General features: G+C 53.8%; 19 protein-coding genes and 1 pseudogene. 3 read left to right on the forward strand and 17 right to left on the reverse strand.

Annotated features, from left to right (window positions below):
- The 8 genes and pseudogenes from HMPREF9412_RS23780 to HMPREF9412_RS23815 all read right to left on the reverse strand — a co-directional run.
- Positions 1–750, reverse strand: a pseudogene (locus tag HMPREF9412_RS23780) (amylo-alpha-1,6-glucosidase); the annotation flags it as partial.
- A 369-nt stretch (positions 751–1,119) separates the two neighbouring features.
- Entirely contained in the window at positions 1,120–1,812 is a 693-nt protein-coding gene (locus HMPREF9412_RS23785) for a YqeB family protein (protein ID WP_009594352.1), read from the reverse strand.
- Complete coding sequence (locus HMPREF9412_RS23790; RefSeq protein ID WP_009594393.1) at positions 1,805–2,404, reverse strand: TetR/AcrR family transcriptional regulator; 600 nt, start codon at positions 2,402–2,404, stop codon at positions 1,805–1,807. The genes HMPREF9412_RS23785 and HMPREF9412_RS23790 overlap by 8 nt, the downstream gene beginning before the upstream one ends.
- A 170-nt stretch (positions 2,405–2,574) precedes the next feature.
- Entirely contained in the window at positions 2,575–2,772 is a 198-nt protein-coding gene (locus HMPREF9412_RS23795; RefSeq protein WP_009594397.1) for a hypothetical protein, read from the reverse strand.
- A 19-nt stretch (positions 2,773–2,791) separates the two neighbouring features.
- On the reverse strand, positions 2,792–4,000 hold the full coding sequence (locus HMPREF9412_RS23800) for a hypothetical protein (protein WP_009594404.1): 1,209 nt from the start codon (positions 3,998–4,000) through the stop codon (positions 2,792–2,794).
- A complete protein-coding gene (locus tag HMPREF9412_RS23805) occupies positions 3,997–4,464 on the reverse strand; it encodes an RNA polymerase sigma factor (protein WP_009594402.1) in 468 nt (155 codons plus the stop codon). The genes HMPREF9412_RS23800 and HMPREF9412_RS23805 overlap by 4 nt, the downstream gene beginning before the upstream one ends.
- Positions 4,465–4,982: 518 nt before the next feature.
- Positions 4,983–5,939, reverse strand: a complete 957-nt coding sequence (locus HMPREF9412_RS23810) for an SDR family NAD(P)-dependent oxidoreductase (RefSeq protein WP_036673380.1) — start codon at positions 5,937–5,939, stop codon at positions 4,983–4,985.
- Positions 5,940–6,043: 104 nt separating this feature from the next.
- Positions 6,044–6,562, reverse strand: coding sequence for a TetR/AcrR family transcriptional regulator (locus tag HMPREF9412_RS23815; protein WP_009594366.1), 519 nt, complete (start codon positions 6,560–6,562; stop codon positions 6,044–6,046).
- Between the two features lie 247 nt (positions 6,563–6,809).
- Here HMPREF9412_RS23815 and HMPREF9412_RS23820 point away from each other — a divergent pair, with 247 nt between their 5' ends.
- Positions 6,810–7,280: a DinB family protein gene (locus HMPREF9412_RS23820; RefSeq protein ID WP_009594403.1), complete on the forward strand. Its 471-nt coding sequence runs from the start codon at positions 6,810–6,812 to the stop codon at positions 7,278–7,280.
- Positions 7,281–7,403: 123 nt separating this feature from the next.
- Here the strand turns inward: HMPREF9412_RS23820 and HMPREF9412_RS23825 are convergent, their stop codons facing one another.
- The 8 genes from HMPREF9412_RS23825 to HMPREF9412_RS33465 form a co-directional block, all read right to left on the reverse strand.
- Positions 7,404–8,135, reverse strand: a complete 732-nt coding sequence (locus HMPREF9412_RS23825) for a nucleoside phosphorylase (RefSeq protein ID WP_009594362.1) — start codon at positions 8,133–8,135, stop codon at positions 7,404–7,406.
- 1 nt (position 8,136) lies between these two features.
- Positions 8,137–8,811, reverse strand: coding sequence for a sulfite oxidase-like oxidoreductase (locus HMPREF9412_RS23830; protein WP_009594354.1), 675 nt, complete (start codon positions 8,809–8,811; stop codon positions 8,137–8,139).
- Positions 8,812–8,902: 91 nt separating this feature from the next.
- Entirely contained in the window at positions 8,903–9,826 is a 924-nt protein-coding gene (locus HMPREF9412_RS23835; RefSeq protein ID WP_009594395.1) for an ABC transporter permease, read from the reverse strand.
- Positions 9,810–10,877, reverse strand: a complete 1,068-nt coding sequence (locus HMPREF9412_RS23840) for an ABC transporter permease (RefSeq protein ID WP_009594377.1) — start codon at positions 10,875–10,877, stop codon at positions 9,810–9,812. Before HMPREF9412_RS23840 ends, HMPREF9412_RS23835 begins: the two co-directional genes overlap by 17 nt.
- Positions 10,877–12,370 (reverse strand): ABC transporter ATP-binding protein, encoded by a 1,494-nt coding sequence (locus tag HMPREF9412_RS23845; RefSeq protein WP_009594381.1) that lies wholly within the window; start codon positions 12,368–12,370, stop codon positions 10,877–10,879. The genes HMPREF9412_RS23840 and HMPREF9412_RS23845 overlap by 1 nt, the downstream gene beginning before the upstream one ends.
- A gap of 69 nt (positions 12,371–12,439) precedes the next feature.
- A complete protein-coding gene (locus HMPREF9412_RS23850; RefSeq protein ID WP_009594391.1) occupies positions 12,440–13,477 on the reverse strand; it encodes a BMP family protein in 1,038 nt (345 codons plus the stop codon).
- Between the two features lie 391 nt (positions 13,478–13,868).
- The gene (locus HMPREF9412_RS33460) at positions 13,869–15,605 is read right to left on the reverse strand and encodes an S-layer homology domain-containing protein (RefSeq protein ID WP_254664109.1); all 1,737 of its coding nucleotides are present in this window, start codon (positions 15,603–15,605) and stop codon (positions 13,869–13,871) included.
- Complete coding sequence (locus tag HMPREF9412_RS33465) at positions 15,560–17,719, reverse strand: RCC1 domain-containing protein (RefSeq protein ID WP_009594371.1); 2,160 nt, start codon at positions 17,717–17,719, stop codon at positions 15,560–15,562. Before HMPREF9412_RS33465 ends, HMPREF9412_RS33460 begins: the two co-directional genes overlap by 46 nt.
- Before the next feature lie 192 nt (positions 17,720–17,911).
- Between HMPREF9412_RS33465 and HMPREF9412_RS23865 the strand changes: the two genes are divergently transcribed.
- On the forward strand, positions 17,912–20,533 hold the full coding sequence (locus HMPREF9412_RS23865; RefSeq protein WP_009594375.1) for a LuxR C-terminal-related transcriptional regulator: 2,622 nt from the start codon (positions 17,912–17,914) through the stop codon (positions 20,531–20,533).
- A gap of 90 nt (positions 20,534–20,623) precedes the next feature.
- Here HMPREF9412_RS23865 and HMPREF9412_RS23870 read toward each other — a convergent pair whose 3' ends face one another.
- Positions 20,624–21,976, reverse strand: a complete 1,353-nt coding sequence (locus tag HMPREF9412_RS23870; protein WP_009594359.1) for an MATE family efflux transporter — start codon at positions 21,974–21,976, stop codon at positions 20,624–20,626.
- A 396-nt stretch (positions 21,977–22,372) separates the two neighbouring features.
- Between HMPREF9412_RS23870 and HMPREF9412_RS23875 the strand changes: the two genes are divergently transcribed.
- Positions 22,373–23,647 (forward strand): chitinase, encoded by a 1,275-nt coding sequence (locus HMPREF9412_RS23875; protein ID WP_009594373.1) that lies wholly within the window; start codon positions 22,373–22,375, stop codon positions 23,645–23,647.
- Positions 23,648–23,717 lie beyond the last annotated feature (70 nt).

Raw genomic sequence — 23,717 nt, forward strand, 5'->3', positions numbered from 1 at the left:
GATGTTGGTCATCCAGTTCTTGGACATATACATGGCTGGGCGGGTCAAGCAGCCTTCGGCCGGAACCACGCAGGACCAGGTAATATAGGCGGCGAGTTCCCTTGCTTCCTGCCATCGTTCAGAGACGGTGAGGGTGTTGTTCAGCCAATGCCCGTAATCTTCACGGACGCTTTCAACCGCATCGTCGAAGGACTCCCATCTGTCGCGCGGCTTCAAGACCGTAATGAATTCTTCAACCGCAAATTCCGCACAATTGGTTGCAGGATCCACGGAAAAATCGGCGGTTACCCGCGAGCTCTTGATCTCGTTCCATTCGACCTCCATGCCCATCTGGCCTGCAAGCCGGGTCAGCATGAAGCGGCAGCCATGCGTGAAGCTGTTCACTTCCCAGCTGTCCGGATGGGTCTCATAGGCGTAGTCGTACGCTGCCGGAAAAAAGGTAAGCCGGATGCCGCAGCCTTCCGAGCGGAATCGCACGGTCCGGGAGTCCGATATGCAAATATCCGCATGGCCTAACGAATCGGAGGCCGTTAGCCTGATGTTGTCGGGTGATGCCACCGGTTCAAATGATATCGGCTCGTTCTGCCGGTTTAACAGCTCTATCAGAAACGCCTCGCCAAACTTGTCATCCCCTCCGCGGACGGTTCGCAGGTACAAACCCTGTCTCCGGTTCTCCGCCGCTGGCAGGAGGGATATCGCCAAGAAGGACTCTCTTCGGCTGAAAGGTACGATATTCAGATCAAAATTCATAGGACATCTCCTTCGCTGAGGTATCGCTTTCATTGTAAAACTTCTCAAGGAAGGAGAGGACTGACGGATGTCTTGCCGATAGAGGGATATTGTTTGGGGCACGCTTGCTCTAGCGAGGGAGGTGTCATTTTGTTCGATAAGAGGGGGGTAAATGTCATGGCAAACAACAGCGCAGCGAAGATCCTATAAAAAAACGCCGATGATCGCGGCATCGATTTATGGATTACAATGGCGATCATCTGGTTTAACTGGGCGACCAGCGCCGACTGAATGAACCCCTTATCGTTCTGCCGGGATTATACGCATCTGGTATGTAGTGAGCCATTATGTCGCTATAATGGCTCTGTCTGCTATAGCCTGCTATGCCTGTTATGGCTTCTGTCCGTGCTGACGCCAATATTGTCTTTTTCCGTCATCGCGCACGGTGATGCCCAGCTTCGATAGTTCCCGGCGCAGATCAGCCGCGTCCTCTCGATCCTCGTTCTTGATGGCCTTCTCCCGTGCCAGGAAGAGCGCGTTCATGCTAGGCGTCAGTTCCGGCGAATCGGCAACCCATCTGACGTAATCATCGGCGAACGGATTGCGGTCTCTCCAGGAGTAACCGTGCCGCTTGAAGGCTTCGGCCACCGTTTCCCGCTTGGCTTCGGGTTTCTCGCGATAGAGCTCCTCCCCTTCGTTGCCCAGCAGGACCAGCTGCTTGCCGTCCATAAAGGCAGCGGAAACTTCTTCTCTCCTAAAGGTTTGTTCAGCCTCATGAATGCGGAGTGTAATCTCCTTGTCCGACAGGCGAACCGCAAGGCTTTCTTTAATGGCTAAGTGAGAGAGCACCGTCCCGGCAAGCAGCCCTACAACAGCGGTTACGATAATAACCCATGGGCCCTGGATGGATGCGATCAACTCCAAGGGTCCTTGAAATGGCACCCAAGCCAGGCCCGTTGCCCAATCCGCAATGACAGGCAGAAACCAGCCGACCACCGCGCCTAATAAAGGAGGCACCGCCCATACCAGCATACGGTCTGCCCATGATAATCCAAGATCACTGTATTCCCTCTCGTTATTCAATGGCATCCGCTCCTTTCCTGAGAACGCTGTTCACCGCTTCTTTCCAGACCGCTTGATAGTCCAGCGGAATCTCCATCATGATATAACTCGTGATATTATCGATGACCAGGGCCAGAACATAGGCCTTGGAATCCGCATGCTGACGATCGACGACCCCGAAGTCGACCCCCAGCTTCATGAATTCCCGAAAGCCGTCCAGGAACGATTGCTGCATGGCAGCTACCCGCTGGCCGTAATTGGCATTCCGGTTTGCGGTCAGCATGAACTCGCTCAATAGGCGCATCACCGGCACGAAGGCTTCTTCCTCCTCGGGAAACATGCGCAGCCCGCCCTGGTACAGCTGCTCCGCGAAGTTAAACTCATTTAGCCCGGTCAGGGAGAAATAATGATCGAAATGATAATCGCTGAACATGTATTCAAAGACCCTCTCCACCAGTTCATCCTTGGACGCAAAGTGATAGTAAATCGACGGTTTCGTAATGCCCACTTCGCCGGCAATCATCGCCAGGCTGGTCTTCTCGATGCCATGTGCCGCAAACAATCCGATGGCAGCCTCGACGATTTGCTGCGAGGTTAAATCCTTCTTTTTCAAGCTGTCATCCGCTCCTTTTTTACCTACCGATAGGTAGAATTTTAAGATGGATGATGGAGGATGTCAATATTTTTTTAACTACCGGTAGGCAAAAAAACTAAAAATCGCCGATGCTTATCGCATCGACGATTCATAAGAATTAGGATTTGTAGCTTAACCGGCTCAACCGATTAAAGCATTCTTCTTCCCATCATGATGATGGTTTCAAGCAGCGCCTTCCACTTTCCTTCGACCGTGCGTGCGGTCTTTGCGGCGTGGGCCGCTGCATTGCGTTTCGAGCGCAATTTCGTTGCCATCCGGCATCGTTCCAGTTCCTGACGGAGATCGCGAACATGCTGTTTGGCAATATCTTCATTATTGATATTCATGTTTCATTCCTCTTTTCTTTTATAGCGACAACATTCCGACATTACCAATACCTGCAAGCTCCTCTTCCGTCCCCTTCACTATAATACTTCCATTGTTTGCCCGAAGGTAAGGGTACAAAATGCCTTTAATTCTTTTTTCCCCTACAACGACTTCGCCGAAAAGATCCAGGGAGGACATCGAGGCCTTAATATCTTCCTCGGTGACGTCATCGTCTAAGGTCAGCGTCCCGTCAACAATGAAGCTCGCCGGCTGGCCCAAAGCCGCCAGCTGTTCCCTCGACCAGGTCTCCTCGCCGCTGATGAACACAAACAGCCGCTCATAACTTACGATTTCTGTATTCAGGTTGGGGCAGCGCTCCCAGACCAGATCTTCGATCTCTTCGCCGCAAATGATGAACGAAGTGGACTGTATCTCCGACACGGCCTGGCTGAAGGCGTCCCGGTTCACGTCCGCCTCGAGAATGAGCGGCTTATTCGTGTAGAGCTTATGGCCTTTAAATCTCCGTACGCTTCTTGCGTTTAGCCGTAGCGGTTTGGTTACATACTCGAATCCTGCCGGGATCACCTCGACCAAGCCGTTGATCTTTTTCAATTTATCGTAGAAATAAGGGGATTGATGTTCATGGATAATCGCCTTGCCGTTGACTTGGATCTTTTCAATCCGGGCCGAGAACTGCTCCATATCCAGCTCCTTATCCAGATGAACCATGCCGTTCAAGACCAGCTCCATAGGCTCGCTGCTGGAGGCCAGATACGCATTGTTCAACTGCACTTTCCCGGACTCGAATCGGGGTTCGTATTCGTAAGCGTGAATCTCCGCGCTGGCGCCTCCCACTTTGAGGAGTGCAGAGGTAACGGCAGCGGCCAGATGCCGGGGAGCATAGACCTCGCCGTTAACCACCAGGTGCAGCGTGCCGCTCTGGAATGCTTCAAGGGATACTCCTTTATCGATGATGACCGTGCCGTTAACGAATACGCGGTCCGGCTGCTCCAAGAGCTGAAAATATTCCTCGTTCAGCCGCAGCGTGCCGCTGTAATAACGGTGTCCCTCGGGGATTTCAATCGTCTTGCCGATATTGCCAGTGTTTTTCAACAGCGTGAGGAGGTGTGCCGTCTCTGCCCGGTATATCACAAGGCCCACGTTTCCGATCCGCTCGATGCTTGTTACGGTTTCCTCCGTGGCCTGCGTAAGATCCAACATCCCTACATTCTCGATGATTCTGCTCATTTCATATCTTCCTCCCATAGTTTTCTCAATTTTTTGATGGCGGTTTGCAATTTGTAACGAACCGTGGCTGCCGGCATACCCAGCTGCTCACCGATTTCCTGGCTGGACATCCCGAGCCAAAAGCGCTTAAACACGATATTGCTCTGCGATTGCGGCAAACGGGCGAGCCATTCCGTCATTTCGATATTGCGGCTTGACACGGGGAGCTCAGCGATGTCCAGATCATCCTCCCACGATACGAGCCGCTTCTCCCGGCGGCTAATATCGATCATGCGATTTTTGACGACTCTGAAGAACCAGGCCTTTTGCTTGTGAAGGGGCAGCGCTGCCAGGTTCGGCTCCTTGATGGCTTTCATAAAGGCATCCTGGACCAGATCATCCGCTTCGTAAGCATGCTTGGCGATGGATCTGGCATAACGCTGGACATCGTCCTTCAGGTTTTCATAGAGATCACATACTTGCATTAGCCAACCTCTCACTTTTCGTTTTGTCTTTTCTGTTAATATAACGTTTGGGAGAAAGAAACTGATGGATATTCTCGAATTTTTTTTCGGGCCTATAAAAAAACACGCCAACCGTCTAGCAGTCAGCGTGTTTACCTATAATTAATCCCACATGGAGAACAGCACCAGCAGAGTGGCTGTGATGCCGAGCAAGATCGAGTGCCTGGAAAACCAAACCGAACGTATCTCTTCCTTCATCCTTGCATCCTCCTTATTGTTTTCATTGAACGTGATGATTCATCTTCCCTGATCACTCAATCCCACCAGCTAAGCACACATACCAGCATAACCGCTACCAAGAAACCGTCCATAAATTTAAGCTGAAGTTTAGCCATTTGGATTCACCTCCTTCTAAACGGCAACAAGTTGTGAGGGAAATCATCATTTTATTATTGATTGATCAATTACTATTATCGAAAAAATAATCCCTTCGCATATCCTTGTGTCGCTGCTGATCCACTTTATATGGCCTCCGCTGCTCATGCCCGTTTTTTCATTAAACTCCTCATGGTCGCAGCTATCGCCTGCTCATGAGGCGTCCATTGAATCGGACCGATCAGGCGCTCGTATTTCTCGCCGCTCAGCACCAAAGGCTCCTCGGTCAAATACAGCATCTCAACCACCTCTTTCATCACCGGATTGAATAACCCGATCAGGGAGAGTCCGATTCGTCCGAGCGGCATTACCGCCTTGCGCTTTCCGGCAGCCTGCTGCGCAATCCGCACCAGCTCATGGCCTGAAATCACGCCCGGTCCGGGGATATGCCAGTTCTGCCCATAGGACTCCTCTCTCTCGGCAATCTCTACGATCATTCGGGCGGCATCCGGCAAATAGACGTATTCTCGGGGAACGCTCATGTTGCCGATGAAGGCGGTTGGCTTCCCTGCCGCAATGGCTTCCATCGTGACGGATAAATAGGACGCCTGCGCAGAAGGACCATAGTAGTCGGGCAGCCTTACGATAAGAGGGTTTGCTTTATGCCAGCGCGATGAGAATATCAGCTGCTCGTAGGCTAATCTTACTTTGCCCTTACGGGTATGCGGTTTTTTGGGATGCTCCTCTGTTGCCTTTTCCATTAAGCGTCTGCCATAAGGATAGATTCCATCAACCACCACAACCTTGGTCCCCAGCTTCTCTGCAGCCGTCATGACCGATTCACCCAGCGGCAGCAGCCTGGATTCCATCTCGTGGTAAGGGATGTTCGCACTTTGAAAAATAACATCGGCCCCTTCCGCGGCTCTTCGGATATCCTCAGGTTTAAATGCATCTCCCGTTTCCAGCGTAAGCAGAGGCGAACGGTCCAGCTGCTCAGCCAGCTCATTCAGCTTCTTCGCGGAACGGCCGAAGGCTACCGTTTGAATTCCACGCTTCACCAGTTCCGCCGTCAGCGGGGCGCCTACGCCGCCTGTCGCACCCAAAACAATCGCTTTTTTCATCATCAATCTCTCCTCATATTAAAATAATTGATTAAAAATGAAATGCCCTTTCTCCACCGCGCACAACCTTATGCAGTACGCGGTGCGGCACATCGACGCGCGCCTTATCTTTTGGGCATCATATTCGGCATATCCATCGCCATGGCTACATTGCACAGCATCCCCCGGGCCAGAAAATCGGAGGTTTTCTTATCGGCATCTTCGAATCCCGCTTTCACGAAAGCATGCTGAACCAGGTCCTTCACCTCGTTCATTCCCTGCTGCATCGCTTCGCGGATGGGCGCTTCCTGGATCGTCTGCGCCTGCATCTGCAGCAAGATTTCGCTGCGATGGGATTGCACGATCCCTTCGTACGCCCGGATCAGGCCCGTCTCCAGTTCCTTCGGAGCAGCGGACTCGATGACCCCCTGAAATGCCTGCACGATGCGCTTCCAGGAGACAGTCAGCGATTCCACGAGCAGCGATTCCTTGGTAAAGAACCGATAGACGTAAGGCTGGGATATTGCTGCCCGTTCCGCAACCTGAGCCGTGGTCGCGCGATAGTATCCGATCTCTGCAAACACTTCGATTGCTGCTGCCACGATTTCATTTCGCCGATTCGCAGAGGTTGAAGCTCTAGCCATTCAACCAACCTCCTCTCACTCATCTTTATTTCATTATTGATTGACCAATCACTAATTGAATTCAGTATATACGGTCCGTTTTCCTTTTGCAACTGCTTTTTTTCCAGAATTATTGAATTCAACACCTGGACATAGCTAACGCATAGGGAAGGAATCCGCTATCTCTTATCGAACTGTTTTATGAACCGCGATAAGGCGGGAGCCTAGTCCAAGACTTTATTCTGTAATCGATTAAGGAGGATCTATCATGAGTCATGAAGGTCAACAGCAATTCGAACGATGGCATAGACACCGTACGGTCTTGCTTCAGCTGCTGCAGGACGTACAGAGCGAGCATTTGGATTATAAACCGTGGGATCATGCCTATACCTTGGGCGGATTGGCTGTTCATATTGCGGCGTCCTCGGACATGTTCTTGCGCTCCATTGTAAAAGGTTCCTTCTCTCCACCCTCTATTTCCACCGAATTCGAAACCATCGATGACATAAGAAATATCGTGCAGGCTTCGACCGAATCGTCTACGGCTGTTTTTAATGAATTGTCTGACTTCCTAATGGAGCAGCCGCTGGACTTTAACGGGTTCGTTTCCCCAGGAAAAGTGTGGCTGAGCAACATGGTCGACCATGAAATCCACCACAAAGGGCAATTGTTCACTTACGTGCGTGCAGTCGGCATCGAAAAGGTTCCCTTCTTCACCGTTCAGCCGCCAAAACCGTAACGATAGGTACGACTGGATTTGCAGCTGCAAGCTTCTGATACTCATCCTGATTCATCTTACTCAAAATAAAGCCGGATTTCCTGCAGCTTATGCTCAGGAAATCCGGCTTTCTTCTATCCCTGGTTAGCCTTGCTTCGCCAGCTTCACCACGGCCTGCAAAGCGGTGTTAATCTCGCGCTCCACCGCGTCGGCAACCACGTTTGTGTTCGGATCGTACTCGGCCGCAAGGTCGGCGTCGGCAAAGCCGTCCATGGCCACAATCGCGCCGGCGCGAACGCCGCGGATCGCCGCAACGACGTACAGCGCCGCAATTTCCATCTCGACGCCGAGCGCGCCGGCCGCTTTATATTTCTGATGCGGCACTTCCTCGACTCCGTTAAAGAACACGTCCAGCGTGACGGTTATGCCCTTGCGCACGACGCCTTCGCCGATCGCGAGCGCGGATTCGTACAACGCCTCCGCCACCTGGCTGTCCGCAACCGCCGGAAAACCGTCCGGTACCAGCTGCTTCGTCAGACCGTCCGTACGGATCGCCGCGGTGCTAACCACAAGGCTCCCCGCAGGAGTGTCCGCCCGATAAGACCCGGCGGTGCCCACGCGAATCAAGGTCTTCGCGCCCGCGCGAATCAGCTCCTCGAAGCAAACGGCCGCTCCCGGGCAGCCGACGCCATGGCTGGTTACCGCCAGCTCAACGCCTTCATACGTTCCCACGAAAGTGCGGTACTCGCGGCTGAATGCCAGCTCGCGCGCATTTTCGAGCTTACGGGATATCGTCTCCGCGCGTTTCGGATCGCCGCAGACGATCACAAATTCAGGTATATCCTCTGAGTTCACTTGCAAAATAGGCATCAACATATTAGTCAAACTCCTTACGTGTCCATTCGTCTTCGGGTATATCCAGCGCCTCGCCGCTAAACCGCTCTTCCTTGAACGGGTCCGCTTCATTATGGAAGCCGTTGCGTTCCCAGAAGCCCGGGCGGTCTTCCTTCATAAACTCGATGCCGCGCAGCCACTTGGCGCTCTTCCAGAAATAGCGGTGCGGCACGACCGTGCGCAGCGGCCAGCCGTGCTTGTCCGTCAGCGGCTCGCCGTTGAAACGATAGGCCAGCAGCACATCGTCACGGAGCAAATCCTCGATCGGCACATTCGTGTCATAATCGGGATCGGCATGAAACATGACGTATTTGGCATCCGGCTTGATCTTCAAGCCCGCCATGAAATCCCGGAACAAGATGCCCTCCCATACCGTATCGAACTTGGACCAGCGCGTGACGCAGTGAATGTCGGTGTTCACGGTTACCGTTGGCATCGCCAGAATATCTTCATACGTAAAGGTCCGTTCCTCTTCGACTTCGCCGAAAACCCTGAGGGTCCATGCGGACATGTCGTAATGGGGAACCTCCCCTTCATGCAATATCGGGAACTTCTCGGTCAGCGTCTGCCCCGGCGGCAGCTTGACCCGCTGCTCTTCGGTCAGGTTGCCCACCGCCACCGGCTTCATTTTTTTCAAACGTTCTGCTTTTTTATGCACCAACTTCATCTCCTTTACGCTTGATCGCTTTCGCATCCGCTTATCGGCGGGATGACTTCAATCACTGGTTGTCGCGGCGCGGCATACGCGCTTATCTGGAGCTGGATCCCTGCTTCAGCGCGTCCTGCTGGAAGCTTTTATCCTTAAAGAAGAACATCGCCAGAATCGTTACGACATAAGGCAGCATCTGCGTAAAATGCGTAGGCAGCGCCAGGCCTTGGAACCGGATGCTGAGTGCATCCATAAAGCCGAACAGCAGGCTTGCCGCCGTCACCCCAAGCGGACCCGATTGGCCCAGCATCGTGGCGACGAGCGCGATAAAGCCACGGCCGGCCGTCATGCCTTCCGTAAACATCGTCACCTGTCCAAGCGACAGCTGCGCGCCTGCCAGCGCACATAACACGCCGCTCGCGAGCACGGCTCCATACTGATACCGTCTTACACGGATGCCCACGCTTTTGGCAGCGAGCGGATTCTCGCCGGCAGCCAGAAAACGGAAGCCGTTCTTCGTGCGATAGAAATAATACCACATGAGGCCCGCAATCAAAAACGACAGATACACGAGCGGCGTAAGGCCCGCCAGAATAGGACCGATCACCGGAATATCCTCGATAATCGGAATGTTCCATTTTGGCAGCCCGACCATCGTATTATCATAAAATGCACCTTTCACATCAAAAATAGCCCGCAAGCTGAATGTGGTCAACCCTGCCGCCAACGCATTCATCGCGATACCGACCACGATGACGTTGGCCTGCAGATTAATGCTAAGGTAAGCAAAGATAAAGGAGAAGATCGACACGATCGCAATCGCAAACAAAATCGCGTAAAACACGTTGCCAAAAAAGTGGTTCCCCACCACGGCTGCGAATGCTCCCAGCAGCATAAAGCCTTCCAAACCGACGTTGAACAATCCGACGCGCGAACACAAGGCACCGCCGAGAGCCGCAAGCAGGATCGGAGTGAGCACGCGGAGGGCCGAGTTGATTAAAGCAAGGTCAAACAGCTGTTCCATCGGATTTGTTCCCCTTTCTGCGCTTCAGGAAGCTGTATGTGAATCGGGCGGAGATAAACAGAATCAGCACGGCTTGGATGATTGCTCCTACCTCAAGCGGCACTTCCGTATTCCGTTCCACGCCCATGCCGCCCGTCTGCAGCGCGGCCAAGAAAATCGATGCAATCAGCGTACCGATCGGATGCGACCCTGCCAGCAATGCTGCCATGATGCCCGTCCAGGCATAGTCGGCCGTAGATAACGCACCATCGATATAACGATACTGGGAGCCCAATATTTCAACGGCGCCGCCAAGTCCGGCCAAGCCGCCGCTGAAGAACATCGCGCCAAGCATCATCGGCCCGCGCTTAACCCCGCCGAACAGGGCAAACAGCGGATTTCCGCCTAGCATCCGTACTTCGTAGCCGATCACGGAGCGCTTCAACAGCACGAATATAATCAACGCGGCCAGCACCGCGAGCACAAAGCCGACATGCAGCGGCATGCCGGAGATCAGCTTCGGCAGCCAGACGCTGTTATCGAGCATTTCGGATTGCGCCATCGCGGCTGAACCCGAACGGTCCTTCAGCGGATAAGCGACCAGATAACCCGCAAACAATACGGCCACATAGTTCAGAAGCAGCGTGGAGATCAGCAGGTTCACCCGGAACCGGGCATCAAAATATCCGGCCATCACCGACCATAATCCGCCCGCGATCACACCCGCAAGGATGGCAGCGATACACACCAGCCAGCCGGGACCCGGCATATACAATCCGACCAACGCGGCGGAAAGCGCGCCAAACACCATTTGTCCTTCCGCGCCAAGGTTAAAGAAGCCTGCACGGAAGGCAAACGCCGCGCCCAGACCGATCAGAATGATCGGGGTCGCGCGGGACAGCGTATTCGTGAAGAAATACATCCCGCCGAAAGCACCCTTCCACATCTCCGCGTAGGTCTGCAGGATATCGCCGCCGGCAATCATGATCGCGATGGCTCCGGCAAGCAGCCCCACAAGGATGGCGGCAATCGGCTGGAGCAGCGGAAGCGTAAGTTTAGTCCATTTGTTCATTACAGAGTTCCTCCCGCCATCAGCAGTCCCAATTTCTCTTCTGTCGCTTCCTTCGCCGACAGCTCGCCCGCGATCCGGCCTTCATACATGACCAGAACACGGTCGGACAGCTTCAAGATTTCCGTTAATTCCGACGATACCAGCAAAATTCCCGTGCCCTCTTCGCGCCGCTTGAGCAGTTCGCCATGAATCGTCTCCATGGCGCCGATATCGACGCCTCGCGTCGGTTCCGCCGCGATCAGGAACGGAGTTCCCTGCTCCAGTTCCCGTGCCACAATCAGCTTCTGCAGATTGCCGCCGGACAAATACTGCGTGCTGGTCTCCAGGGATCCGGTCTTGATGGAGAATTTCTGAACCCATCCGGATACAAGCGAACGAATGTCCTTGAGTTTGAGGAAGCCGCCCTGCTGCAAGCGGCGTTGGTGCCCCATAAGCCCGGTATCCATCACGGTAGCCGTTCGGTTGGCACCCCATACGTAGCGATCCTCCGGAATATGGGCTAACCCGTGCTCCCGTATTTCTCTTGTCGACATGCCGGTAACGTCCTTGCCCAACACGGCAATCCGCCCGCTGTCCGGCTGAGCCAGGCCCGAGATCACTTGAAGCAGCTCGGATTGCCCGTTGCCTGAAATACCCGCAATCCCGACAACCTCGCCGGCCCGTACCTCCAGGTTTACGCCGTCCAGAACCGGCTTGCCTTTCGTTCCGCGGATCGAGACGTCCGATACTTCCAGCACCTTCTCGCCCGGCGTGATCGGCTTGCGGTCCAGTTCCATCAGCTCGCGGCCGACCATGAGACGGGAGAGCTGGTGGGCGTCGGTGTTCCCCTTCTCCACCACGCCCGTGACGGCACCGTCACGGAGCACCGTAATGCGATCGGCCACGTCAAGAACCTCGTTCAGCTTATGACTAATCAGGATAAAACTTTTTCCCTGTTTGGAGAGCTGTTTAATGGCATCCAGCAGCTCCTGCACCTCGAGCGGCGTCAGCACGCCCGTCGGCTCATCCAGAATGATGATTTCGGCTCCCTGATACAGCACCTTCAATATTTCAACCCGCTGCTGCACGCCGGGGGCACTGCTGCTTACGGTGGCGCGCGGGTCCACCTTCATGCCGTATTTTTCGCAGAGTCCTTCCACGATCTTCACGGCTTGCTTGCGGTCAAACCCGGCACCTGAGCCCGGCTCATTGCCGATCACGATATTCTCGGCGATCGTAAACGTAGGAAACAGCATGAAGTGCTGATGCACCATGCCGATACCGCCTTGAATCGCGTCAAGCGGGCTTGCAAACGAAACTTCCTTGCCATTCAGCCGAATCGTACCCGAGGTTGGCTGCTCCATTCCGTACAATATCCGCATCAGCGTCGTTTTGCCTGCACCGTTTTCCCCGACTATCGCATGAACCTCACCCGCGCGCAGCGAAAAATCAATACCGCGGTTTGCGCTGAACTCGCCATACTTTTTCGTAATATTGTCCATCTGGAGTAGCATCGAGTCATGCCTTCCTTTCGTTTCTGAATGAAAGACCGACTGCCCATGTGCAGCCGGTCCAGGTAAGAACTAATTTTGTTCCAATGCGTTCGTTACTTTAATCTTTCCGGCGATGATATCGTCGGAAATCACCTTAAGCTGATCCACGATGTCTTGTCCAATGAATGGGTTAAGCGGCGTTTTGCTCTCATGCGTAACGTAAGTGAGACCTACAGCGCCTTCTTTCAGGCCGTAGTCACGAATATCGAAAGTATAGTTGCCCTCTGCAAAATCCTTCACCGTTTCGTATACGACAGCGTCGGTACCTTTCAATTGCGCAAGCACCACATGCTCAGGCTCGGTGTTGTCCGTATCTTGTCCGGAAGTGTAGAAGCCCTTCTCTTTCGCTGCTTCGAACACGCCCAGATCGCCAACGGCGGACATGCCGGCTACGAAATCCGCGCCTTTGGAGTTCTGCAGGAGCGCAAGCTCCTTCGCTTTTGCCGGATCGTCGAATCCGCCTACGAAGTTAACGAAAATTTCGATGTTCGGATTGACCGATTTCGCGCCTTCCTCAAAGCCGGTCATATATTTATGCATAATCGGAATGTCGTTGGCCACAACGTTGCCGACCTTATTCGTTTTCGTTGCCAATCCTGCAGCCGCCCCCAGAAGATAAGCAGCCTCATGCTCGCGGAATCCGACGCTGCGGACGTTCGGCAAATCCACGACCGTGTCAATGATCGCAAACGGCACGTCCGGATTCTCCGGTGCAACCTTCTTTAATGCATCCTCCATCTGGAAGGTGGATGTGATAATCAGATCATACTTCTCGGCAACCGCCGTACGGAGGTTCTGCTCGATCGAAGCAGGGTCTGTCGATTCAATCGTTTTGACTTCAACGTTGAAATCGGCAGCGGCCTTTTGCAATCCTTCGTCCATCAGGGCAAAGAATGGATTCACGCCGATCTTCTCAGGAAGAACTAGTGCAATGCGTTTCTTATCTTGAGATCCTTCGGAACCGCCATTAGCTGCACCACTGTCAGTAGACTTATCATCGTTGCCGCAACCTGCAAGCAATCCAACGGATAATACGAGTGTTAATAGAATTGACCATGTCTTTTTCATTTCCTGACCTTATCCTCCTAAGTGAGCACTTTTTATACTATTATCCTATGGTATAGACAAGCAGATGTCAAAACAAAAATTTTAGCGTTTTATGTAGTTTAATGTGTTTTTTAGCAAAAATTTGGTGGAAAACTGCGTATATCACAGAACATTACCTTGTCAAAATGTCGATAATGTTCGGGAATTGCCAACATTTGATCAAACGCTTCCGGCATGTATCCGGGATGAAAACGCATTATTTTCAAATTCCTGGCATCACGCAAACCTGGACTCTCTCTATCTATATAAAAAAGGATGCCATTCGGCATCCTCGCTCTGCATGATTTCTATTTAGATGAAGCAGCATACGAAATGTTGAATTCTTCGACTCCAGCCTGCTTCCACGGCCGATTCAATCGATCAGCTCCGAACCTTTCAATAACCGCTGCAGCATGACCGCTGCTTCGCCGCGGGATAACTTCTGGAGCGGCTTAAGCCCTGCGCCCGATCCCAGGACAATTCCTTGCTTCACAAGGGCGGCCGCAGCCGGTGTGACCCAGTCGGACAGGTCTTCACGGTCCTGGTAAGGGGAGAGGATGGCTGCCGCCTCCATCTCATTCACTGCGCTCGTTATTCCCGCCAGCTCCATCACTCTCGCCATAACCGCTATGGCCTCTTGACGCGTGATGCCTTGGGCCGGCCTGAATTGTCCGTCCTCATACCCCTGAAGCAGCCCATACTGCACAGCTTGCGTTATGACGCCGTTATGCCAGTCCTCTGCGTCGACATCCCGGAAAGCAGGAACTCCGTCCTTCACCTCATCCAAACCGAGCGCCCTCACGATCATGGCGGCAAACTCGGCACGGCTCACTTGGGCTTTCGGCGTGAAATGAATCGCCGCCGTCTGATTCGCGTTTGTGTCTGTTCCACCCTCGACAAGTCCGGTTCCGTTCAGGATCATTCGCGAAGCAAGATCGCTCACCGCATCCTTGGACCAGTGGAACGATACATCAGCAACTCGCACTTGATGAGAGATGAAAGCAACCGTACCTGCTGATAAGCGATGCAGAATCGCCTCGCTCCTTCCGTCCTCCTTTAGCTCGAAGCGCGTCGGGAGCGGGTGGAAGCTGCCGTTCCGATCCAGCAAGACTGCCGTTGTCATCCGGCCCGGCATTCCCTGCGGCCAAATGATCCGCTGTTTCATATATTGCGGGAACGGATCTAACTGCAGTGCCGTATTCTGAGCTTTAGCCGTGATTTCAAACTCGATAGGCAAACCGATAAGCGTAATGCCGGATTGCAGTGCGGCCTTCTTAACGGTCTCTACCTTGGTAGCGTCGCTGGCAGCCATCGTCAGGGTTACCGTAATTTGATCCGCGGCCGGCAAGTCCATGCTTCCCGGCGCGTGCCAGCGCGATGATGCCATCACGGCCGCAGGAACGTGGAAATGACCAAGCGCTGATCGGATTTCAATGGCGCCCTGCTTGGTGTTAAGCAGATCAAGAGCAGCTCCGCTGGTTTCCAGGGAGACCTGATCCGCGGGCCGTGCCAGCGCGATGACGATTACCGGATTGTAGTCCACTGTCTCTAAACGGGCTTCCAGCTTAGCCGTATCCAATTTCATCGATACGACGGTATGTCCATTGGCCTCATGGAACAAACCTGTAACCATCCCTTCCTGAGATTCATCGTTTATCGTAACGTTGACGTCCACGCTATTCGAAGGTACGGCATTGCCCGATAAGCCCGGTATAGCCGATCCTTGGCCGGAACCTCCTGGCGACGAGCCTTCCGGCTCTTCAGGCGTCCCGCCACTGCCTCCGGATGAAGCTCTAGTTACCGTCGTTCTGTATTTCATATGCTGGCCGTCAGGCGCCGTCACCACAACCTCGATGACCTGGCTGCCTACGGCGACGGGGAAGGACGGGCTCTCCTGGCCGGAGAGGAGATCCATCGGCCCCCATACCAAATTTCCGGCCTCGCCGTACACGCTGGCCGTTACCGACGCCCTCGCATCATATACCTGTGCCGTTACCGTGAGGCGGTCCGTATTGCCGGCGACCTGCGCTTTGTAATCATAGTGATCTCTGGCGAACTCAGGGCTCAGCGCTGCTTCTCCGCTCGACGAACGCAGCGCCAATGCTTGCAAATCAGCGTCGTACGCCGGAGCCTCATGTTCCCTGACCGTAAAGCTCCAAGCATCCGCCCCTGAATGCCGGCAAAGCCGGTACCCGAATGGTTACCGGTAAAAGCACCCGGCTCGATCTCGACGTAATAGGCTGCCCCTGCATCGAAATCGTTCAGCGGATCTATGCTCGCCGCGTTCCCGAGAATCGTGACGCTCCCTGCATCGGCAGCATCGACGTTCTCGACGACGCGATGATCCGAGGCCAGCCTAATCGTAATCGATTTACCGGATACCGCCGTCACTTCTTCATTAAAGACAACCTGCAAGGTTACATCTTTTTCCACGCCGACAGACTGGTGGAATGGCGTATAAGATGTGGCCTTTAGCTCGATCGGCGCCTGGATCGCCTTCCATTGGGCATACAGCGTAACGTCCTCCGTACCGAATATAAGCTTGCCACCGGCAGGATAATCGATTCCGCTTCCGTCGGCCTCCGTATTCCAGCCGTCGAAGACATGTCCATCCTTGCCCAGCTGCCCCGTATTGCCCGCCACGACCGCTTCGTCGCCTCTGGCAAACAAACCGCTGCTTACCGGAACATTCCCTTCGGTGTGTCCGTTGCCGTCATAGGTTAACGAGTAGATTTGCGGCCATAGGGTTGTCACCTTCAGCATGCGGTATGCACTTTTCCTGCCGACGGCATCTTTGACCATGACGTTAAAATAATGATCCGTGCCTGCGGCAAGCCCGTTCACCACCATCCCGGTTTGATCCGCCGCGTAGCTTCCGACGGGCTTTCCGTTCCTGTCCATTTGGCTGACGTCCCCGATATTCGGGCTGCCGGACGAATATAACAAATACTGCAATTTGTGCTGCTCCGTCATATTGTCCGAGGCTTTCGGCCATTCCAATGCAACGGAGTCTGACGTGATGCTATGCGGATTCAGGCTCCCGCTGCCCGTATCCGGAGACGTGGTATCCAGCACGGCTTTGGTCAGGGTAGGTATTCCCCTCGTATTGTTGTACGTCCCGTCTCCGAGCTGTCCTCCAGAGTTATAGCCCCAACCCCAGACGGTTCCATCCTTTTTCATAGCCACGCTATGAAAGCCGCCGGCGGAAATTTCGCGTACATGCTCGATACCCGTCACAGGGACCGGAATGAGGCTGGAAGCATTCGAGCTTAGGCCCAGCTGCTGTTGACTGTTATCTCCCCAGCTCCATACGTTTCCTGCCTGGTCCACTGCAAGGCTGTGATAACCTCCACCCGCAACGGCAACGATATGCTGCAGGTTTCGAACCTGCACCGGTCTCGTCCGGTGCGTTCTCGTACCGTCGCCAAGCGTACCGTACGTGTTGTTTCCCCATGCCCACACGGTGCCGTCTTGTCTAATGGCCAAACTATGGGAACCGCCGGCGGCGATCGCCATGACGTCCGTCAGCCCGGCAACCTGTACCGGAACGTGCCGCTCCGTCGTCGTCCCATCTCCAAGCTCCCCGCTTCCGTTCACGCCCCAGGCCCATACGGTGCCGTCCGATTTTAAGGCAAGACTATAGTATCCTCCAGCCGCAATCGCCGTCACATCGCTTAGACCGGCCACCAGAACCGGGGAGTTTTGTTGTGTCGTCGTTCCATTTCCCAGCTCGCCGTTGTCATTTTTCCCCCAAGTCCAAACGGTGCCGTTCTCTGAAAGCGCCATGCCGTGATAGGCCAATCCGCCCGATATCGCCTTGATCCCGCTCAGACCCGGAACTTGCGCGGGAGCGTTCACATTCGTTATCGTTCCTATCCCTAACTGTCCGTTCTCGTTTGCCCCCCAGGTCCATACCGTTCCATCCTGCCTTAGCGCCATGGAACTGCGGACGCCGGAGTGAATGTCAATGACATGGTTCAAATTCTTCGCCATGACCGGAGTCGTCCGGGTATTCCAGGTGCCGTCACCCAGCTGCCCCCTGTCTCCGTATCCCCATGAGTAAACTTCACCGCTGCTTACGAGCGAAGCGGTATGATAGTACCCGGCTACAAGCTTCGGTGTAACGGCCGCAGCCGCTAAGGCTTGGCGATATCCCAATAACCCATCCAGCTGCAGCAGCAGCAAAGCCGCACACAGCAGGATTTTTCCTGAACGCCTTAGCATAATCTCCTCCTTCGTTTCATCAGCGTTATGATAGCTGCGGCCCGTTTAGGACCGCGGCACCAAGGATGCTATCAAATTTAGGGGAGGAAAACGATTGACAAACGTTAACTTTTCATCTTTTTTTTCATATAATCTAGTTATCACGACTCAATTTCCGTAAAAATAACGTTTCGTATATTGCGAGGGTATCCTATGAAACTACTGACCGACTCACCCATTCTGAAAATGAAAATAAGCCTTCCCGGTCTGAAGGAGCATCTGATTCGCCGGGACCGGCTGCTGCAGGATATGGCAGCAGGCCATAAGGGTCAGCTGACAACCGTCATCGCGCCTGCCGGTTACGGCAAGTCGACGCTGCTGGCCCAATGGGCTCATGAAACCGACGAACGAAGCGCCTGGGTTTCGCTGGATGAACGGGATAACGATCCCGTTCGCTTTTGGAGATACGTGACGGCCTCGCTGGCCTCGATTCTTCCCAAGCCCCAAGGAGCTCGTCTCATGCACCATACGCAGCTGCTGCCAAGCGCCTCGATTGAAAGCTTTCTGGATACGCTGATCAGTGAATTATACGAGGATTCCGAGCCCCTCAATCTCATTCTTGAGGACCTGCACAGTATTCACTCTTCAACCATCCATGGAGGAATTTCCTACTTGATCGACTACCTCCCCGAACATATTCATCTTCTCATCTCGTCCCGGACCGAGCTTCCATTCCCCACGATCAAGGGCGTGGTAAACCATGAGGTCCATCTTATCGGCATGAAGCAGCTGGAATTTACCTACGAGGAGACGGAGCGTTTGTTCCGCCATGCGTCAAACGGCGGCCATCCCATTCTGACCCCGATGGAGCTTGATACGTTACGGAACCAAACGGAAGGCTGGGTTACCGGGCTCCAGCTTGCCGTAATTACCATGCGAACCGGCAGCGCTTTGGAAGGATTCGTGGATGATATGAAGGGGAATCCGCTTCTCGTATCCAAATATCTGTTTCAGGAAGTCGTAAGCAAGCTGTCACCCGACGTGTTCTCCTTTTTGCTCCAGACCGCGGTCCTTTCAGAGCTGCATCCGCAGGTTTGCGATGCCGTAACCGATCTCAGCGACAGCCGTCCGATGCTGGAGGAGCTGCAAAAGCTGAATCTGTTTCTGGTTCCGCTGGACGAACATCAAACCTTCTTTCGTTATCATCATTTATTCTCGCAGTTTCTGCTCGACCTGCTTCAGCGCGAGTTTCGCGTTGAATATACCAAGCGCCACCGGCTCGCCGGGCAGTATTATGCCTCCGTCGGCTCCATGGATGAAGCGATTGACCATACGTTGTCAGCGCAGGACTTCGGGCATGCCCTGAACTTGCTCGAGCAGCATATGCAATCCGTGCTCGAACTTGGAGAGATTGCCACCTTGCTGAAATGGTTTGACCGCATCCCCTCCAGCTATCCGATGACACCCGAAATGTCGCTGGCGCATGCTTTTGTCTTGGTACTGACAGGAGATCTCGAACGTTCCGAGCGCATGCTGTCCCTTATTGAGGAAGCCTGCGCTGCGCTAGAATCATCTGACCGAAGGGAGCAGCTTATGAGTTCCATCCTGTTCGTGCGGTCCAATCTTGTTTTCCTGAACGGTGACTTCGGCAAATGGTTCGCCTTCAGCGAAGGCATCCTCGACAACCTGATGCCCGACAATCCGATGTACTACCAGTTCGATTACAATCGGCGGGAGCTTTACGTCAGGCGTACCTCGCTCGGCATGAAGGGAGCTCTCTCCGCCGATACGGAAAGAATCGCGCATCTGTTTACCGGCGTGCTGGAATCCCACGGGTGGGCGCATTCGCTCATGAACTTATATGTTAAACAATCCTTGTGCGAGGGATATTATGAATGGAACCGGCTGGCGGAATGCCGGCAGCTGCTGGTGCAGATTCGTAACGCGCCGCCCGCCAAAGAAACGATGGGGCTGTTCGTGCCGCTGCATATCACCGAAGCCAGGCTGTTCGCTGCCGAGGGCAAATTCCATCTAGCCCATTATGCTTTGGATGAAGCGTGCTCCGCTGCACATGCCAGAAAATCGAGCCTCTGGCTCGCCCCATTAAAGGCTGTCAGAAGCTTGATCTTTATCCGGGAAGGGCGCATAGCCGAAGCACGGAAGGAAGTGGCCGAGCTCCCCGTTGCCGTCAAGGACAAGCCCGCCTATAGCCGGGAAACCGAATACCTGGTGTTAGTCCGCATGTTAGGCAGACAGCGCAGGGAAACCGAGGCGCTGCGCCTCCTGGAGCTGTTGAAACCTCAGGCCGAGCGCGAACAGCAGCGATCCAGCATCATTGAAATCACAAGCCTGCAAGCGCTGCTGGAACATCAGCGCGGCCAGCGGCAGCAGTCGCTTCAACTTCTAGGCGAAGCCTTGCGTGTCGGGGCACAGAACGGTTATGTCCGCACCTTCCTCGATGAAGGGGAGGACATGCGCCAGCTGCTGCAGCTGTATTCGAGCCGCCTCGGACAGGAAGACGGCTTGAGCCTGGAGGAGCTTCAGACGCTTGAATATGCACGCACGCTCATGAAGTTTTTCCCGGGTTATTCCGAAGCGGATATTTCATCCGCCGGGACATCCCAGCAAACTCTTCCCGAACAGCTGAATCGGAATGAAATGAATTTGCTGCATCTGATTCGCCAGGGCGCCGCGAATAAACAGATGGCCGCAGCACTCGGCCTGTCCGAAGGAACGATCCGGGTGTATTTGTCCAGATTGTACGGCAAGCTCGGCGTGACGACACGCACGCAGGCTCTGATTAAAGCCCAGTCGCTGAATCTGCTGGAGGATTAATTGGATAACCCTACAAAAGAACCCCGGGACACGAATTCCCGAGGTTCTTTTTTTACGCTATGGATTTACCTTATAATAACCGTCCGACCATCATGAGCTGAAGGATCGAATCCATTTGAACCGGTTTACCTTCACGATCGCCACAAAACACTTCAGGATTTGATCCGATTTCAGGCAGATGAATACGGCAAGCGGCGATAAATGGAACACAAAAGCGCATAAGGCGGATGAGGGCAGCACGATCAGCCACATAAATATCAAATCGTTGTACAGCACAAAGCGGGTGTCTCCGCCGCTCCGCACGATGCCCGTCAAAGCCGGCATCTGGTAGGCCGTTCCGACCACGGTGATCGACAGCACCGTCATGAAATGCAGGGCAAGCGTTTTGGCCTCATCGGATATCGAATAGAAGCCCAGCACGAAATCCTTGATCACAAACAGCACGGCCCCCGTCAATAAACCGAGCAGGATATACAGAATCTGCAGCGTTTTGGCATACGATATGATTTTATCCATCATACCCTCGCCGATGGTCTTCCCGATCAGCACGGCCGTTGCGCTGGCTGAAGCGTACACGATGACCGTCACCATCTGGAAAATCGTTGTTGCAATGCTGTTGGCGGCGATCGCGGATTCCCCCATATGCCCCAGGATGGCGGTTTGTGCCGCCATGGCAAGCCCCCATATCGTATTGGACATCAGAATCGGGGAGCCTACGCGAATGTACTGCTTGAAGAGCTCCATATCGAACTTCAGGAAATCCTGCAACTTTAACAGAATCTTGCGATCGAAACGCTTAACATACACGATGACGATCACGCATTCAATAATCCTCGCCGTCAAGGTAGCGATAGCCGATCCGGACACGCCCAGCTCCGGGAAGCCCATATACCCGTAGATTAGGATGTAGTTCAAGCAGATGTTGATAACCAAGGTGGACAGCGATACCACGAAGCCGATTTTTACCGTTTCCACGCTTCTTAAGGAAGCCAGCAAGGAGCTGGTGACGGCAAAGAAGATATAAGAGAAGCAGATGATGCGCAAATATTCCACACCGGCAGCTATGACGTTCTCTTCCTTGGTAAACAAGGACAATACCTCGTGCGGGAAAAAGAACACGATGACCCATAACACGATGCTGAGAAGGATGGCCATGCGCATGCCGATGCTTGCCGCTTTTTTGATCAAGCTTAAATCCTTGGCTCCCCAGAATCTGGACGACATGATGACCAAGCCTTCGCATACGCCCAGAACCAGCATGTGCAGCAGGAATTGGATCTGGTTCGCCAGCGCGACGCCCGACAGCGCCGACTCGCTGTATCCTCCCAGCATGACGTTGTCCGACAAATTCACGCCGACCGATATCAGGTTCTGCATCCCGATCACAAGCGTCAGCCAGAAAAAACTTTTGTAGAATCCTTTTTCCCGAACAAATAAACTCATGTCAGCTAACCTTCTTCGACTATAAGATGATGAATCTCTAATATATACGAAATTATGCAAATGAACAGAACCAAATGAAGTGAAGCATCCTTCCCGCCGTATAGTAGATTCATAGAATCAAAACATAATAACATTATAATGTTTTTACGGTGAAAAACTAGTCGTCTGGTTGCACTCCATTACGAAAGCCGGTAATCGAACTTCGACGGCATCCTGGAGGATTCCGCAGCAAATCCCCTGCCCCTTGTCTCATCTCTCCCCGCCTGATCGCTCTAAAGGTCATGTAACATGATAAATTCGCGCGATGCCGTGGGATTTCCTGACTATGTACAAAACGACATACCCTATATATGATGGCAATGTAATTCCATCCCAACGATATAGAGGAGAATGTGTATGACCGTGTGGAAATATCCGTTATCCCGCAACATGGTTCAGCGCAGCATGATTGCAGCCCTCAGCGCTGCCCTCCTTATGACCCCGCTTCATGCCCTTGCTGCCGATGAGGCGCTCCAAGCCGAGGCATCACCAATGAAAACGCCGTCTAGCACCCCGTCCGACACCACGGCTTTCGCACAATTCACGGGGAATCCAGCCGATTCCCTGGCGATTGGGGAACATCGTTTGATCAGCCGCAAGGAGATCGATCGGCACTGGGACGGCCTTGATCCGGATTACACGCCGGAGAAGTCGATCGAAGCGGTTAAAGCGCTGCTGTCGGAGGAAGACTTCGAGGCTCTATTTCCTTACAGGCTAGGTTCGGCCGCATGGTTTAACGTCGCCAAGGGCAAAGAATACTATAAAGCCGATCAGACGGACTATTTCTCCTACGACAACCTGATCCACGCGGTGGCCGAGGTGTCCAATCTGAAGATCAAGATCCGCACGCGGCAAGGAGCTCCTTCCGCCCAAGAGATTTACCGATTGGACAAAGATGCCCGGGTCGAAACACTCGTCGTGCGTTCGGCGGATTTCCATTCGGCCGAGAACCTTAACCAAGCGTTTGAAACCGTTATCATTGACGGCGGCACCTTTCTCAAGGAAGGGTTCAAGAAGGACCGCAAGCGCGAACTGGCCGCCTTCCTGGCCAATCTCTCCCACGAAACCGGCGGGGGCTGGGCTGCCGCTCCTGGCGGTCCGCTTCGCTGGGGATTGTTCTGGAACGAAAACATCGCGGGCCGGACAGGGGTCAACATGGATGCCTTCGTTGATCCGGCAAGCGCAGAGCTGTATCCCGGATCGCCGGACAAGCGCTACTATGGGCGGGGACCGATCATGCTCAGCTGGAATTTCAACTACGGACTCTTCAGCTCCATTATCTATGGGGATAAACGCGTGCTGCTGGACCATCCCGAGATCGTTGCCGCCGACGGCAAGATCGGCTACATGACCGCCATCCTCTTCTGGATGACGCCGCAGGACCCGAAACCTTCCGCCCATGACGTGATGGTCGGCAGATGGAAGCCTTCGCCGCTCGAGAAGTTCAGGGGACTGGGCAGTCCCGGCTTCGGCGCTACGGTGATGGTCTTGAACGGCCTGGAAGCGAACCTCGGGGAAACCGAGGGCAGTCCCGTGCAGCGGCGCGCCGGGCATTACCGCGATATCACGGGCCGCATGGGCGTCGATATTACCGGAGAGAAGGTCGATACGTTAGGGATGAGGCCGTTCTGATATGGAACCCGCCTGAAGCTTGGATCCATCACGTTTGATGGATCATGCAAAATCGCCCTTGGCGGATGGA

Source organism: Paenibacillus sp. HGF5 (assembly GCF_000204455.1).
Classification (GTDB): Bacteria; Bacillota; Bacilli; order Paenibacillales; family Paenibacillaceae; genus Paenibacillus_AQ; species Paenibacillus_AQ lautus_A.